Consider the following 14,472-nt stretch of genomic DNA (forward strand, 5'->3'; position numbering starts at 1 on the left):
GGCGGCATGATCGAGCTAGAGGGGCTGACCAAGCGGTACGGCGAGAAGGTGGCGGTCAACAACCTGACCTTCACCGTCAGACCGGGCATGGTCACGGGCTTCCTCGGCCCGAACGGCGCCGGGAAGTCCACCACGATGCGGATGATCCTCGGCCTCGACCACCCCACCGCGGGCGACGTCCGCATCGACGGCAAGCACTACGACCAGCTCAAGGACCCGCTGACGTACATCGGTGCCCTGCTGGAGGCCAAGGCCTGGCACGGCGGGCGCAGCGCCTACAACCATCTGCTGTGCCTCGCCCAGAGCAACGGCATCGCGAAGCGGCGGGTGCGCGAGGTGCTGGAGACGGTGGGGCTCACGACGGTCGCGCGCAAGAAGACCAAGGGCTTCTCGATGGGCATGGGCCAACGGCTCGGCATCGCGGGCGCGCTGCTCGGCGATCCCCGGATCCTGATGTTCGACGAGCCGGTCAACGGCCTCGACCCCGAGGGCATCCACTGGATCCGCAACCTGATGAAGTCCCTTGCCACACAGGGCCGTACGGTCTTCGTCTCCTCGCACCTGATGAGCGAGATGGCGCTGACCGCCGACCACCTCGTCGTCATCGGGCAGGGCCGGCTGCTCGCCGACACCACCATGGCCGACTTCATCGAGCGCAACTCCAAGTCGTACGTCCGGATCCGCACCCCGCAGCGGGAGCGGCTGCTCGACGTGCTGCACACGGCCGGGATCACGGCCGTGGAGACGGGCAACGGCACGCTCGAAGTGGACGGCGGCAAGGCGGAGCAGATCGGGGAGCTGGCGGCGCGGCACGGGGTCGTGCTGCACGAGCTGAGCCCGCAACAGGCCTCGCTTGAGGAGGCGTTCATGCAGCTGACCGCGGAGTCGGTGGAGTACTACGCGCACGCCGAGGCACAGCCGCCCACGCAGCCGCCCCCCGAGCAGCGGCCGTGGGGCGAAGGCTGGAGGAGGAGCTGAACATGGCAGCCACCCAGGTCATCCGCTCCGAGTGGACCAAGATCCGCTCCGTCGCCTCCACCGTGTGGACGCTCTCGCTCGCCGTGGTGATCACCATCGCCCTGGGCATGCTGATCGCCGCCCTGTCGAAGAGCGAGTTCGACAGCATGAGCCGGGGCGACCAGCTGTCCTTCGACCCGACCTTCATCAGCTTCGCCGGGATGAGCCTCGGTCAGCTCGCGATGATCGTGTTCGGGGTGCTCGTCGTCTCGAACGAGTACAGCACCGGCATGATCCGCACCTCACTGGCCGCCGTGCCACGCCGCGGCACCTTCCTGTTCAGCAAGATCGCGGTGGCCACCGGCCTCTGTCTCGTCGTCGGCCTGGTCACCAGCTTCGTCGCGTTCTTCCTCGGGCAGGCGATGCTCGGCGCGCACCGGGCGGAGATCGGCGACCCGGGTGTGCTGCGCGCGGTGATCGGCGGCGGGCTCTACATGACCCTGATCGCGATGTTCTCGATGGGCGTCGCCGCGATGCTGCGCTCGCCGATGCTGTCGCTGGGCATCCTGATGCCGTTCTTCTTCCTGGTCTCCAACATTCTCGGCAACGTCTCGGCCACCGAGAAGATCGGCCGGTATCTGCCGGACCAGGCGGGCAGCCGGATCATGCAGGTGGTCACCCCGATCGACGACGACAAGCCGTACGGCCCCTGGGGCGGGCTCGGGATCATGGTGCTGTGGGTGATCGCGGCGATCGTGGGTGGCTACGTGACGATCAAGAAGCGGGACGCGTAGGGGGTTCCCGGGTGGCCGCCGGGCCGCAAGGTTTTACCAGCTCTTGAGTGGAACCGTCAGCGCCTCGGTATCCTCCTAACCCTTACGGGGGGCGTGTGCCCCGCTGTCCTGAACCTTTCGATGGGTGCGGAGCATGATCGAGGCAGTCGGCCTGACCAAGCGTTACGGCGACAAGACCGCTGTGTACAACCTGTCCTTCCAGGTGCGGCCCGGTGCGGTCACCGGCTTCCTGGGCCCCAACGGCTCGGGCAAGTCGACGACGATGCGGATGATCCTCGGCCTGGACAACCCGACCGCGGGCCATGTCACCATCGGCGGCTATCCCTACCGCAGGCTGCCCAACGCCCCCCGCCAGGTCGGCGCCCTGCTGGACGCCAAGGCGGTGCACGGCGGCCGGGCCGCCCGCAACCACCTGCTGTCCCTCGCCCAGCTGTCCGGCATCCCGGCCCGCCGCGTGGACGAGGTGCTGGGCGTGGTCGGCCTCCAGGACGTGGCCAGGAGGCGCTCCAAGGGCTTCTCGCTCGGCATGGGCCAGCGGCTCGGCATCGCAGCCGCGCTGCTCGGCGACCCTCAGGTGCTGCTGTTCGACGAGCCGGTCAACGGCCTCGACCCCGAGGGCATCCTCTGGGTGCGCAACCTGATGAAGTCGCTGGCCGCCGAGGGCCGGACCGTCTTCGTCTCCTCGCACCTGATGAGCGAGATGGCGCTGACCGCCGACCACCTGATCGTGATCGGCCGCGGGCAGCTGCTCGCCGACATGAGCGTCCAGGACTTCATCGCGGCGAACTCGGCCGGCTTCGCCCGGGTCCGCACCCCGGACACCGAGCCGCAGCTGCGCGAGAAGCTGGCCGGCGCGCTCACCGAGGCGGGCGGCCATGTGCTGCCCGAGCAGGACGGCGCGCTGCGGGTGACCGGTCTGCCGCTCCCCCGCATCAGCGACATCGCGCACGACACCGACGTACGGCTGTGGGAGCTGTCGCCGCACCAGGCCTCGCTGGAGGAGGCGTACATGCGGATGACGCAGGGCGCGGTCGACTACCGCTCGACGGCCGACCAGAAGGAGGGGCTCCAGCAGCCGCTCCCGCCGGGCGCGCAGCCGCAGATGCCGGTCCCCGGCCAGGGCCAGCCGGGCTGGTACGCCCCGCCGCCGCCCCAGCAGGGCGGGCAGCCGTTCGCCCCGCCGCAGGGGGCGCCCGCCGGCCCCTACGGCGCGCCCGACGCGGGCACGGCCAACCCGTACGCCCAGCAGGCGCCCCAGACGCCGCCCAGCCAGGCTCCGGGACAGTCCGCCGTGCCGCAGGCCGCCGCCGCGCCCGCGCCGCAGCAGGCGCCCGCACAGCCGCCCGCGTTCGCCCCCGAGCCGACCGCCGCTCCCTCCGCCCCTGCCGCCCCGACCCAGCCCGAGGACGCCCGATGAGCACGCCCCAGCCCCCGATGCCGCAGACCGCCGCACCGAACTGGCAGGCGGCGCCCGGCTCGTCGTACCCCGCCTACACCTCGCCGATCCCCGTCGTGCGCACGCACCTCGGGCACGCGCTCTCCTCCGAGTGGACGAAGATCCGGTCGGTGCGCTCCACGATGTGGACGCTCGGCGTGTTCGTGCTGCTCGTCGTCGGCATCGGCCTCGGGGCCGCCGCGCTGGTCGCCGCCAACTCCGAGGGGGCCGGCCTGGAGGGCGAGAACCCGCTGGCGTTCGGCTCCTTCGGGCTGCTGCTCGGCAGCATGTGCATCATCACGCTGGGCGTGCTGACCACGGCCTCGGAGTACGGCACCGGCATGATCCGCACCACGATGACCGCGTGCCCGACCCGTGGCCGGGTGCTGGCGGCGAAGGCCATCGTGTTCTTCGCGGTCGCGTTCGTGGTGACGCTGTCGTCGGCCGTCCTGGTCGCCCTCGCGGACGTGGCCATGCTGGAGGGCGCGCGGGAGCCGTCCGGCGAGGAGTGGCTGAAGGGCACGGTCGGCATCTCGCTCTTCATCGCGCTGCTCGGCCTGCTGTCGCTGGTCGTCGGATCGATCATCCGGCACTCGGCGGGCGCGATCACCATCATGATCGGCGTCGTGCTGGCCCCGCTGGTCATCGCGATGTTCATGTTCTCGGAGTCGCTGCGGGACCTCCAGCAGGCCCTGATCGAGTACTCGATCCCGAACCAGCTCAGTGTCTTCTACTCCCAGTCCCTCAGCGAGTCCGGCCCGTCCGGCTGGGACCCGCTGTGGATCATGCTCGGCGTGACGGCCGCCGCGTTCGCCGGCGCCTACGCACTACTGGAGAAGCGGGACGTGTAAGTCCACAGGCTCTCAGGAACCGGCTCAGAACCTCGGCGCGTTACGGGACCGCTGCACCCGCGTGGTGCGGCGGTCCTTCGCGTTCCAGCACGCCTTGTGCCAGTGGCGGCGGTCGTCGACGCCCCCGTGGTCCGGCCAGGCGACGACGTGCGGGACGCCGTCCGGGATCATCTGGTCGCAGCCCGGGCAGCGGTACGACTTGCCCTGTGCGCTCGCGCCCGCCACATGCCGCACGTTCCAGTCCTCGCCCTGCCAGTTCTCCGTGGACTGCCAGCCGCCGTAACGGCCGGACCGGTCGGCCTCGGCGCTGTGCGCGGACGAGGCACCGCCCTGGGGGCCATTCGGTCGGTTGCGACGCGGGGACACGGAACACCTCTCGGGGCTATACAGGATGCACGGGTCATGTCCAGCCTACGCGGCACGGACAGGGGTAGCCGTACGGCACCAACCCCCACAAGTCCCGCACTTCGGCGATTCGTTCTCCCGACAATCCGCAAATCTCTTCGCCAAGCCGTGTCCTCGGCACGTGTCAGACGGTTATGCCGGGTGGGGGAGCTCCGCGTCGGAGCCAAGGAAGCAGGAAAAGCAATGCGCGTAGGAAGTTTCGTGTTGGCGGCCCGGTTCCCGGGGCAGGGCGACGGGGAAGCGCTGCACCGTGCGGTCCGCTCCGCCGAGGTCGCCGAGGAAGCGGGCCTCGACTCGGTCTGGCTGGCCGAGCACCACTTCGTGCCGTACGGCACCTGCCCGTCCGCGATCACCCTGGCCGCGTTACTGCTCGGCCGCACCAGGCGACTGCGGGTCGGCACGGCGGTCAGCGTGCTGCCCACCGCCCACCCGGTGGCCGTCGGCGAACAGGCCGCGCTGCTGCACATCACCTCCGGCGGGCGGTTCTCGCTGGGCGTGGGGCGCGGCGGACCCTGGGTCGACCTGGAGGTGTTCGGCCAGGGCCTCAAGGCGTACGAGGAGGGGTTCCCGGAATCACTCGATCTGCTGCTGCGCTGGCTGCGCGAACCCTCGGTCGCGGCCGTCGGCGAGCGGTTCGGCTTCCGCGAAGTCCCCGTCGTACCAAGGCCGTCGGACTGCCTCACGGACGCCGAGGGGCCCGAGGTCGTCGTGGCCTGTACATCGCCGCGGAGCGTGCGTCTCGCGGCCGAGCGCGGGCTGCCGATGCTGCTCGGGATGCATGTGGGCGACGAGGAGAAGGCCGAGATGGTCGCCCTGTGGCGGGACCTGGCCCGCGCGGCCGGTCGGCCGGCGGACGAGATCCACGGCGCGGCCCATGTGTCGGCCGGCGTCTGCCAGATCGCGGACCGTCGCACGGACGCGGTCGAGAGCCTCACGAAGGCGATGCCGGGCTGGCTCCGGCAGGGCCTGGAGGCCCATGTGACCGTGGACGGCCGCCATCGCGCGATGCGCGACCCGCTGGCCTACACCGAACTGCTCTGCGGGCTGCACCCGGTGGGCACCCCGCGGCTGTGCGCCGACCGCCTGGCGGCGACCAGCGAACGGACCGGCATCTCCCGCTTCGCCCTGCTCGTCGAGGGCTCGGGCGACCTGGCGGCGACCGAGGAGAACGTACGACGGCTGGGCACCGAAGTGCTGCCACACCTCGGCTGAGAGCCTGTCCACAGGCCCTGAACCGCCCTGCCGAGGATTGCACGGCCCGGTCACACCTGAACCCCCGGTCCGCCAGGAGGGCTTGCCGCCCCACTACTCAATGCACCTCCCGCGTAAGGAGCGGCAAGCAAGCGGGTCACTGCGTCAGCAGTCCCGGAATTCCGGGGACTGGTTCAGCACCTGACTGCGGACCGAGGTGAAGCGGGCATGCGTCTCGTCGACCGAGACGTCAAGCGGGAACACCGCCACCCGGTGGCAGTTCTGGAAGGCCAGTCGCACCCCGAAGTGCCGCTGCAGCGCGCCGCGTATCGCGTCACTCGCAAGCGCACGCAGCAGCTGGCCACGTGCCTGCTCGTCCGGCGGGGGCGTCTGGTTGTCGGCGAACGAGCCGCCGTCGACCTTCAGCTGGGCCACCAGGGAGCTGATCATCTCCCACGCATAGGGCAGGGAGGTCCGGACGCAGTCGACGAAGGCTGCTTCGTCGACCTCGCCTCGCTCGGCCTGTTCGAGTAGGGCCGGTGAGACGTCGAGCGACATGGGTTCTCCTCTCGCACCCCCGCAGTAGCAGGGGTTGCCGGACAGATAAGGAAGTTCGCGATACCGGACACTCTGTGTACACGCCTCGCGACCTCCCGTTTAATACGGTAGGCAACGGACGGTGACGGCACCAGGAGAATGCGTACATGGGCGGTCCTCGTTAGGCACACAATCGGCCAGAAATGAACAGGGGCAGTCCGGGGTCATACGGACTCTCGCAGGGCGAATCGCGTCCACCGGGACCCGTCGAGTAGCGTTGCCGACCATGCGTCTCGTCATTGCCCGATGCTCCGTCGACTACGCGGGCCGGCTCACCGCCCATCTGCCCACGGCACCCCGTCTGATCCTGGTCAAGGCGGACGGCAGCGTGTCGATCCACGCGGACGACCGGGCCTACAAACCCCTGAACTGGATGTCGCCGCCCTGCACGCTGAAGGAGGGGGACGGCGAGCAGCAGGACGTCTGGACGGTCACCAACAAAGCGGGCGAGAAGCTGATCATCACGATGGAGGAGATCCTCCATGACTCCTCGCACGAACTGGGCGTGGATCCTGGCCTGATCAAGGACGGCGTGGAAGCGCACCTCCAGGAACTCCTCGCCGACCGCATCGAGACGCTGGGCGAGGGCTACACGCTCATCCGCCGCGAATACATGACGGCCATCGGGCCGGTCGACATCCTGTGCCGGGACGCCGAGGGCCAGACGGTCGCGGTCGAGATCAAGCGCCGGGGCGAGATCGACGGCGTGGAGCAACTCACGCGCTACCTCGACCTGTTGAACCGCGACCCCCATCTCGCGCCGGTGCGCGGCATCTTCGCGGCCCAGGAGATCAAGCCGCAGGCCCGGGTCCTGGCGACGGACCGGGGGATCGGGTGCCAGGTGCTGGACTATGACGCGATGCGGGGGATCGAGGACGACAAGTTGCGGTTGTTCTGACCGACCGTTCTTGGCCGTTCTTGGCCGACCTCGATTTTTTTACGACAGTGAGGGCCGGGTCCTGGTGGACCCGGCCCTCTTGTCCTGATCGGCGCCTCAGATCACCGAGTCCGAGATCACCGAGTCCGAGGTGGTGCTCGGCGTGCCCTCGTCGGTGGATGCCGGGGCGCTCGCCGAGCTGGTGGTCTCCGCCGGGCTGGACGGAGCCGGACCACTGGCCGTGGTGGATGTCTCCGGGGGCGATGGCGAAGCCGTCGGCGTGGGCGTCTCCGACGCCGACGGCGTAGGTGTCTCCGAGTCAGTCGGTGGAGGCGTCTCCGACTCCGTGGGCGAAGGCGGATCCGACTCGGTCGGCTTGGATGTCGGCTTGGATGTCGGCTTCGTCGGCGAACTCGACGTGCCCCCGCCGGAACCGCTTGTGCCACTCGGGTCGTCCGACGGCTCCGTGGAGCCATCCGTCGGCGTCGGGTCGTCCGCCGTCCCGTACGTCCCGTCAGGGCCCGGATCCGTCGGTCGGCTCGTCGCCGTGCCGGTGTCGCCGGTGTTCTTGTCGTCGTCGCCCTCGGCCTTGTCCGCGCCCAGGCTGTCGTCGCCGACGCCCTGGCTCGCGGACGGGTTGACGCCGACCTGGTCGGCCGGGACGTTCGGGTCGTTGTCGGAGGTCGCCCCGAGCGTCACCACCGTGCCGAGCACCGCCACGAGGAGCGCGCCCGCGCCGGCCGCGACGAGGTTGCGCCGCGCGAAGTTCCGGACGCCGCCGCGGCCCTTGTGCGCGGCCGACGGGGACGACTGAGCGGACGACTGGTGGGTGACCAGCACCGTGGTGTCGCCGCCCGTGGGGAACGCGGCCGGCACGCCACCCGGCGGCGACTGCGACTCCTCGTACCGGGCGTCCGGCACCTCCTCCCCCGCGGTCGCGCCGAACGCGGCCACGCCCACCCCCGGCGTCGTACCGGAGCGGTCCGAGACCAGCGCCAGGGCCCGGCGGCCCGCGACCGTGCCGCGCTTGTCGGCGAGGGCGCCGCGCAGCCCGATGGAGGTCTCCAGCTCGGCGCGGGCCCGGTCAAGCCGGCCGCCGCAGAGCGCGTGGATGCCCAGTTCGTGGTGGAAGTACGCCTGCTCGGAGACGTCACCGGCCAGGCGGGCGGCCTCGGCGCCGGCCCGCAGCACCCGCTCCCAGGCGCTCCAGTGCAGCCCCGCGGCGAAGGCGGGCGCGGCCGTGCGGGCCAGCTGCACGGTCGGGCTGTCCTCGCCCTCGGCGGGCGGGCTCGTGGTCGGCACCAGCACGCCCAGCGCGGCGAGCACGGCGTCGGCCTCGGCGCACACACGCTCCGGCGTGACCGACGGGTGCCCGGCCCACCAGGCGTAGTGCCGGGCGGCGGTGAGGGCGCCGCCCTTGACGTCCTCGGCGTATCCGGCGGCCTCCAGCTGGGCCTGTACGCCCGCGGCGAGGCGGTAGCGGGAGCCGACGGGCGAGACCAGCCCGCAGTCGGCGAGCTCGCCCAGCGCGGCGTCCGCGTGGGTGTCACCGACGAGCGCGGGCAGGTGCGCCTGGTGCGGCACCTCGCCGCCGAGCGCGACGGCGAACTTCAGGGTGGCGCGGGCCGAGGCGCTGAGCCGCGAGGCGAGCAGCGGCGCGGGGCCGGCCGCCTCGCCGAGCGACGGCAGCGGCACGTCCTCGTTGCCTGTCTCGCCGCCGATTGGAGCGTCGAAGGGCGCGTCGACGGGGGCCGCGTCCTCGAAGACGCCGTACTCGTCGACGGCGTCCGCGCCGGCCCGCAGCCGGTCCCGCTGCCGCAGCAGCGCCCCGGCCTGGACGAACCTGAGCGGCAGGCCCTCCGACTCGAACCACAGGTCGCCCGCCCAGTTCAGCTCGTCCTCGGTGAGGACCCGGCCGACCCCGCGCTCCAGGAGGTCCACGCTCTCGGCACGGTCGAGCCCGCCGAGGACGACGTCCTCGATGCCGGACTCGACAGACGGCGCGGGCACGTCGGGTGTGGCGCCGATCAGGAAGGCGCACTCCGGGGTCGCGTCCAGCAGCTCGTCGAGAGCGGCGCCGCCGAACTCGATGTCGTCCAGGACGACGACGGCGCCGACCTCGCGGACGAAGGTGAGCAGTTCGTCCCGGTCCGGGCGGTGCAGGGGTGCGCTGTAGACGGCGTGGAAGAGGTCGTACAGCAGGTCGGCGGGTGCGCGATGGAAGCCGGTGAGGCGGACCACACCGTCGGGGGCAAGATCCTCGCAGTCCTCGGCGACGAGGTCGAGGAGGCTGGTGCGGCCGGCGCCCGGAGAGCCGACGAGGCGTACGGAGCGGCCGCGGGCGAGCATCCGTACCAGTTGCTCGCGTTCGTCCTGGCGGGACAGCAGCGGCTGTGCCGGACGGGTCGGGCCGGGTGGGACGGGCGGTCTGGCGGCGCGGTCGGCCTCGGCGCGTTCGGCCGGGCTCAGCTTCCCGGGTCGCGCGGGGCGCTCCGCCGGCGGGCAGGCCTCGATCTCGCTGCCGTCGACGGGGTTGACGGTGAGCAGGAAGTCGCCCGAGACCAGTTGCACGGTGCGGGCGAGTGCGGGCGAGTGCTGTCCGAAGTCGGGTGTGAGGGGATCCCTTGGCGGGCGCTGGCGCGACGACTGGCCGTCGGCGTCATGGCCGTACTCCTCGGGTCCCCGGGTGTTCGGGTCCATAGGTTTCAAGCCCCCCAAAAGCGTCGTGTGCTGTGGCTTCCTGTCTTCGGCGACAGGATCCGGGCCCCTCCCGGCCTTTGCACACCGCGCTGTCGCTTCTGGTCCGGGCCCGCTCGAAGGGGTTTGTCTAGTCGGCGGGCAGCCGAACCCTAAACCTTCGCACAGTATCTACGACAGATCGGGGTACCGCGCCGTCCGAGACGTCACAGTCTCGTGAGGATTGTGCCCGACGTTCGCTTCGCAGCCGGAACGCCCGGCTGTCCCGTCCCACCCGTGCCGCGTGTCACACCCGGGGCAGTGACTCCACCCCGATGCCGCCCTCGATCGCCAGGATCCGGTGCAGCCGGGTGGCCACCAGCAGGCGCTGCATCTGCGGCGGTACGCCGCGCAGCACCAGGCGCCGGCCGCAGCGGCCGGCCCGTCGGTGGGCCCCCATGATCACCCCGAGTCCGGTGGCGTCCCAGAACTCCAGCTCGGACAGATCCAGCACCAGATCGCCGACTCCGTCGTCGACGGCCGAGTGCAGGACCGTACGGGCGTCCGCCGCGCTGCGGACGTCGAGGCGGCCCCCGACGACCAGCTCGGCGTGGTCGCCCCTGATGTACATATGCGCTCCCCAAGCGTGCGTTCGTACTCCGCGATGCGTTGTCTGTGTCTGCGTCTGTGCCCGTGGTTGCCTGTGGCTGTGTTTGCTATGAGTCTTCGCTGTGGCAGGTGATGCAACCTCTGACTGCGTAGAGCGCCCGGAGGTTGCCGTCTGTAAGCGAACCGATACCGAATTCACCCCATCGCGTGATGCGCTCAGGGGATGTGCGGTGCTTTACGAATGCTCAGTAGCTGTAAAAGCCTTGCCCGCTCTTGCGGCCGATGTCACCCGCGTCCACCATCCGGCGCATCAGCTCCGGCGGGGCGAACTTCTCGTCCTGGGACTCGGTGTAGATGTTGCCGGTGGCGTGCAGCAGGATGTCGACGCCGGTGAGGTCAGCCGTGGCGAGGGGGCCCATGGCGTGACCGAAGCCCAGCTTGCAGGCGAGGTCGATGTCCTCGGCGGTGGCGACGCCCGACTCGTAGAGCTTGGTGGCCTCGACGACCAGCGCCGAGATGAGGCGGGTGGTGACGAAGCCGGCGACGTCCCGGTTGACGACGATGCAAGTCTTGCCGACGGACTCGGCGAACTCCCGCGCGGTGGCGAGGGTTTCGTCGCTCGTCTTGTACCCGCGGACCAGTTCGACGAGTTGCATCATCGGCACCGGCGAGAAGAAATGCACACCGACGACCCGCTCCGGGCGCTCGGTGGCCGCCGCGATCTTGGTGATCGGGATGGCGGAGGTGTTGGAGGCGAGCACGGTGTCGTCGCGCACGATCTTGTCGAGCGTGCGGAAGATCTCGTGCTTGACCTCCAGCTTCTCGAAGACGGCCTCGACGACGATGTCCGCGTCGGCGGCGGCGTCCAGGTCGGTGGTCGCGGTGATGCGGGCGAGCGCGGCGTCGGCGTCGTGCGCCTCCAGCTTGCCCTTGTTGACGAACTTGTCGTACGAGGCCTTGATGCCGTCGGTGCCACGCTTCAGCGCCTCATCGGTGACGTCACGCAGGACCACCTCCCAGCCCGCCTGAGCAGAGACCTGGGCGATGCCGGAACCCATGAGTCCGGCCCCGATGACGGCGAGCTTCCGTGCCACTGACGACTCCCCTTTGAATCACGGCAGCATGACTGCGCGTGCGCTTACACGCTGTTTACGATTGCCTCTTCGGCGGACCTTAGCGCCAGTGAGGCACTGTGTGACCGGTTAGTAACGCGAGTCACGGTCTCACGGCGTGAGACGCCGGTCACGACTCACCGTCCGACGGCCAAGGCCGTGCGCGCCCACGCCGATTGACGCCTCTTCTCGTCAACGAGACCCCGCGATTCAGGACACGGGTGCGACATAAGAATGAACGTACGAAAGGGAGGGCTCGGTCGTCCGGAAGGCAGCGTCTAGATTGGCCGTATGGTCAATCTGACGCGCATCTACACCAGGACCGGCGACCAGGGCACCACGGCCCTCGGCGACATGAGCCGGGTCGCCAAGACCGATCTGCGGATCTCCGCGTACGCGGACGCCAACGAGGCGAACGCGGTGCTCGGGACGGCGATCACGCTGGGGAACCTGGGCGAGGAGGTCGTCAAGGTGCTCACCCGGGTGCAGAACGACCTGTTCGACGTGGGCGCGGACCTGTCGACGCCGGTGGTGGAGAACCCGGAGTTCCCGCCGCTCAGGGTCGAGCAGTTCTACATCGACCGGCTCGAAGCGGACTGCGACCACTTCAACGAGCAGTTGGAGAAGCTGCGCTCCTTCATCCTGCCGGGCGGCACCCAGGGCGCCGCCCTCCTCCACCAGGCCTGCACGGTCGTACGGCGTGCCGAGCGCTCCACATGGGCCGCGCTGGAGGTCCACGGCGAGACCATGAACCCCCTCACCGCGACCTACCTCAACCGACTGTCCGACCTGCTGTTCATCCTGGCCCGGACGGCCAACAAGGAGGTCGGTGACGTGCTGTGGGTGCCGGGCGGCGAGCGCTAGGCGCTCCGCTGGCTGTGCCGCGACATGCCGTCGATCGTCTGCGGCGCCATCGTGGCTGGTCGCGCCGGCGCGGCGGAGCCGCATTTCGAGACAGCCCGCGCCCCTTCAGGGCGCGGCCGGTCCGCCCGGCTCACGACCGGACACGCTCCTCCCCCGTCTTCCCCGTCGTGTGCCGGGGCTCCTCCTCCGTGTCCTCCGCGCCCGCGGGGGCCTTCTTCGGCCAGATCCAGTACCCGAGGGCGATCAGGCCGTAGATGCCGACCGTGCGGATCGCCACCCACTGGAAGGCGCGCAGCGAGCTGACGTCCCCCGAGTCGCCGACGTACCAGACGGCGAGCTGGAGCAGTCCCAGCGCCACCGCGCCGCCGAACACCGCCCGCAGCCACAGCCGGGCCTCGTGCCGGGCGCGGGCACGGCCGTAGCGCGGTGGCTTCCGCGGGGGCGGGGCGCCGCCCAGGCGGTGGGCGGCGTGGCCGTCGAGCCAGCGGATCGTGTAGTGGCCGAACGCGACGGTGTAGCCGATGTAGAGCGCCGCGACACCGTGCTCCCAGCTCGGTTCGGCGCCGTTCTTCAGGTCGATCGCGGTCGCGATGAACAGGACCAGCTCCAGTACCGGCTCGCACAGCAGCAGCACCACGCTCGTCCGGCGCCACTTCAGCAGGTAGCGGACGGCCAGGCCCAGCGCCAGCAGCACCCAGAAGCCGACCTCGCAGGCGATGATGAGGGCGACGATCACAACTTGCTCCCTTCGGTCATCTCCCAGGCTCCCGTCCAGGTCGGCCGCTTTCGTCGTCGGCGGTGACGAACCCGCCGTACATCGAAAGGTGACGTCGTGCTACATCGAAAGATGCAGTCCACGACCCTTCCCCGGGATCAGGCGTCGGGCGCCCGTCCCGTGTTGGATGGGGACATGGCCGTACGACTCCCCCGCCCGAACCACTTCGACGTGTACGCCGGGCTCGCCGGACTGCTCGGGGGCCTGCTGATCTGGGGCGTGGGCATCGGAACCCGGCCGGACGACGACCCGATCGTGCTCTTCGACGGCCGCTGGCCCATCCTGCTGCCGCTCGTCGTGACCGCCGGCTGCGAGGCGATGCGCCGCACCCTGCCGCGTACGGCCCTGCTGGTGGGCTGGGTCGCGCTGACCGCGGACACCCTCACCCAGGGCAACCTGGTCACCGTCGTGATGTTCACCGACCTCGTGTACGCGGCCGTGGTGTACGGGCCGCCCGCCACCGCGATCCGCGTCCCCTGGATCGCCGGGCTGTTCACGGTGGTCGGCACGGTGGTGCCCGTCGCGGTGTGGCGGGTGCCCGAGGCCCTGCTGGTCGGCGTGGTCATCGGCCTGGTCGGGCTGATGCCGGCCCTCACCGGCTGGGTCGTCCGCAACCACCGCGACGCCGCCGAGGCCGCCCGGCTGCGCGCCGAACAGACCGCACTGCTCGCCGAGATGGACCGCACCCAGGCCGTCTCCTCGGAACGCGCCCGCATGGCACGCGAGTTGCACGACATGGTCGCCAACCACCTCTCCGCGATCGCCATCCACTCCACGGCAGCGCTCTCCCTCGACACCCCGAAGACCTCCCGTGAGGCGCTCTCGGTCATCCGGGAGAACAGTGTCGAGGGGCTCGCGGAGATGCGCCGGCTCATCGGCATCCTGCGCGATTCCAGCGGCGACACCGAGCCGGTCGCCGCCCCCACGCTCGACGGGCTCGGCGTGCTGGTCGACGGCGCCCGCACCAACGGCCTCGACGTCACCCTCGAAGCCGCCCACGGCGCCGTCCCCGCCCCGGTCGAGCTCGCCGCCTACCGCATCGTCCAGGAGTCCCTGACCAACGCCCTCAAGCACGCTTCCCCCGGCCGGGTCACCGTCGAGCTGGCCCAGCGCGGCGGTGCTCTCACCGTCGCCGTGACCAGCCCCTTCGGCGACAGCGACGGGCCCCGCGCGCCGGGCTCGGGGGCCGGTCTTGTCGGGATGCGGGAGCGGGTCGCGCTGCTGGGCGGCGCGTTCGAGGCGGGGCCCCGGCAGGACCCGGCCTCCGCCCACGGCAAGATCTGGACCGTACGCGCCACGCTCCCGTTGACCGAAGGAGACCGAGGGTGA

General features: G+C 70.7%; 14 protein-coding genes. 8 read left to right on the forward strand and 6 right to left on the reverse strand.

Going from position 1 to position 14,472, the window contains the following annotated elements; all coding sequences use genetic code 11:
* The first annotated feature begins 6 nt into the window (after positions 1–6).
* From ACIA8X_RS10910 to ACIA8X_RS10925, 4 genes are all read left to right on the forward strand, one after another.
* Positions 7–978 carry an ATP-binding cassette domain-containing protein gene (locus ACIA8X_RS10910; protein ID WP_399458215.1) on the forward strand — a complete coding sequence of 324 codons (972 nt, stop codon included), beginning with the start codon at positions 7–9 and terminating at the stop codon, positions 976–978.
* A gap of 2 nt (positions 979–980) precedes the next feature.
* Entirely contained in the window at positions 981–1,751 is a 771-nt protein-coding gene (locus tag ACIA8X_RS10915; protein ID WP_393448911.1) for an ABC transporter permease, read from the forward strand.
* A gap of 133 nt (positions 1,752–1,884) precedes the next feature.
* Positions 1,885–3,168: an ATP-binding cassette domain-containing protein gene (locus ACIA8X_RS10920; protein ID WP_399458216.1), complete on the forward strand. Its 1,284-nt coding sequence runs from the start codon at positions 1,885–1,887 to the stop codon at positions 3,166–3,168.
* A complete protein-coding gene (locus ACIA8X_RS10925; protein WP_393448905.1) occupies positions 3,165–4,037 on the forward strand; it encodes an ABC transporter permease subunit in 873 nt (290 codons plus the stop codon). The genes ACIA8X_RS10920 and ACIA8X_RS10925 overlap by 4 nt, the downstream gene beginning before the upstream one ends.
* 24 nt (positions 4,038–4,061) lie before the next feature.
* Here ACIA8X_RS10925 and ACIA8X_RS10930 read toward each other — a convergent pair whose 3' ends face one another.
* On the reverse strand, positions 4,062–4,403 hold the full coding sequence (locus ACIA8X_RS10930) for an ATP/GTP-binding protein (RefSeq protein ID WP_393448902.1): 342 nt from the start codon (positions 4,401–4,403) through the stop codon (positions 4,062–4,064).
* Positions 4,404–4,625: 222 nt separating this feature from the next.
* Here ACIA8X_RS10930 and ACIA8X_RS10935 point away from each other — a divergent pair, with 222 nt between their 5' ends.
* Positions 4,626–5,654 (forward strand): LLM class flavin-dependent oxidoreductase, encoded by a 1,029-nt coding sequence (locus tag ACIA8X_RS10935; protein WP_393448899.1) that lies wholly within the window; start codon positions 4,626–4,628, stop codon positions 5,652–5,654.
* 144 nt (positions 5,655–5,798) lie between these two features.
* On the opposite strand, the gene ACIA8X_RS10940 is transcribed toward ACIA8X_RS10935, so the two are convergent.
* Positions 5,799–6,191, reverse strand: coding sequence for an SCO5389 family protein (locus ACIA8X_RS10940; protein ID WP_093906572.1), 393 nt, complete (start codon positions 6,189–6,191; stop codon positions 5,799–5,801).
* Between the two features lie 265 nt (positions 6,192–6,456).
* On the opposite strand from ACIA8X_RS10940, the gene nucS reads away from it, so the two are divergent.
* Positions 6,457–7,128 (forward strand): endonuclease NucS, encoded by a 672-nt coding sequence (gene nucS, locus ACIA8X_RS10945; protein ID WP_093906573.1) that lies wholly within the window; start codon positions 6,457–6,459, stop codon positions 7,126–7,128.
* Between the two features lie 96 nt (positions 7,129–7,224).
* On the opposite strand, the gene ACIA8X_RS10950 is transcribed toward nucS, so the two are convergent.
* From ACIA8X_RS10950 to ACIA8X_RS10960, 3 genes are all read right to left on the reverse strand, one after another.
* Entirely contained in the window at positions 7,225–9,807 is a 2,583-nt protein-coding gene (locus ACIA8X_RS10950; RefSeq protein WP_399458217.1) for an ATP-binding protein, read from the reverse strand.
* Positions 9,808–10,090: 283 nt separating this feature from the next.
* Complete coding sequence (locus ACIA8X_RS10955) at positions 10,091–10,414, reverse strand: STAS domain-containing protein (RefSeq protein WP_093906575.1); 324 nt, start codon at positions 10,412–10,414, stop codon at positions 10,091–10,093.
* A 223-nt stretch (positions 10,415–10,637) separates the two neighbouring features.
* Complete coding sequence (locus ACIA8X_RS10960) at positions 10,638–11,486, reverse strand: 3-hydroxyacyl-CoA dehydrogenase family protein (RefSeq protein WP_393448892.1); 849 nt, start codon at positions 11,484–11,486, stop codon at positions 10,638–10,640.
* Between the two features lie 309 nt (positions 11,487–11,795).
* Between ACIA8X_RS10960 and ACIA8X_RS10965 the strand changes: the two genes are divergently transcribed.
* The gene (locus tag ACIA8X_RS10965) at positions 11,796–12,368 is read left to right on the forward strand and encodes a cob(I)yrinic acid a,c-diamide adenosyltransferase (RefSeq protein ID WP_393448889.1); all 573 of its coding nucleotides are present in this window, start codon (positions 11,796–11,798) and stop codon (positions 12,366–12,368) included.
* Between the two features lie 130 nt (positions 12,369–12,498).
* Here ACIA8X_RS10965 and ACIA8X_RS10970 read toward each other — a convergent pair whose 3' ends face one another.
* A complete protein-coding gene (locus ACIA8X_RS10970) occupies positions 12,499–13,104 on the reverse strand; it encodes a hypothetical protein (protein WP_393448887.1) in 606 nt (201 codons plus the stop codon).
* Positions 13,105–13,278: 174 nt separating this feature from the next.
* Between ACIA8X_RS10970 and ACIA8X_RS10975 the strand changes: the two genes are divergently transcribed.
* Entirely contained in the window at positions 13,279–14,472 is a 1,194-nt protein-coding gene (locus tag ACIA8X_RS10975; RefSeq protein ID WP_393448884.1) for a sensor histidine kinase, read from the forward strand.

It is taken from the genome of Streptomyces sp. NPDC051738 (genome assembly GCF_044453205.1).
Lineage (GTDB): Bacteria > Actinomycetota > Actinomycetes > Streptomycetales > Streptomycetaceae > Streptomyces.

Excerpts from the sequence above, each read along its gene's own strand:
- ACIA8X_RS10910 (WP_399458215.1), top strand. The coding sequence starts at position 7 with ATGATCGAGCTAGAGGGGCTGACCAAGCGGTACGGCGAGAAGGTGGCG.
- ACIA8X_RS10915 (WP_393448911.1), top strand. The coding sequence starts at position 981 with ATGGCAGCCACCCAGGTCATCCGCTCCGAGTGGACCAAGATCCGCTCC.
- ACIA8X_RS10920 (WP_399458216.1), top strand. The coding sequence starts at position 1,885 with ATGATCGAGGCAGTCGGCCTGACCAAGCGTTACGGCGACAAGACCGCT.
- ACIA8X_RS10925 (WP_393448905.1), top strand. The coding sequence starts at position 3,165 with ATGAGCACGCCCCAGCCCCCGATGCCGCAGACCGCCGCACCGAACTGG.
- ACIA8X_RS10935 (WP_393448899.1), top strand. The coding sequence starts at position 4,626 with ATGCGCGTAGGAAGTTTCGTGTTGGCGGCCCGGTTCCCGGGGCAGGGC.
- ACIA8X_RS10940 (WP_093906572.1), bottom strand. The coding sequence starts at position 6,191 with ATGTCGCTCGACGTCTCACCGGCCCTACTCGAACAGGCCGAGCGAGGC.
- nucS (WP_093906573.1), top strand. The coding sequence starts at position 6,457 with ATGCGTCTCGTCATTGCCCGATGCTCCGTCGACTACGCGGGCCGGCTC.
- ACIA8X_RS10950 (WP_399458217.1), bottom strand. The coding sequence starts at position 9,807 with ATGGACCCGAACACCCGGGGACCCGAGGAGTACGGCCATGACGCCGAC.
- ACIA8X_RS10955 (WP_093906575.1), bottom strand. The coding sequence starts at position 10,414 with ATGTACATCAGGGGCGACCACGCCGAGCTGGTCGTCGGGGGCCGCCTC.
- ACIA8X_RS10965 (WP_393448889.1), top strand. The coding sequence starts at position 11,796 with ATGGTCAATCTGACGCGCATCTACACCAGGACCGGCGACCAGGGCACC.
- ACIA8X_RS10975 (WP_393448884.1), top strand. The coding sequence starts at position 13,279 with ATGGCCGTACGACTCCCCCGCCCGAACCACTTCGACGTGTACGCCGGG.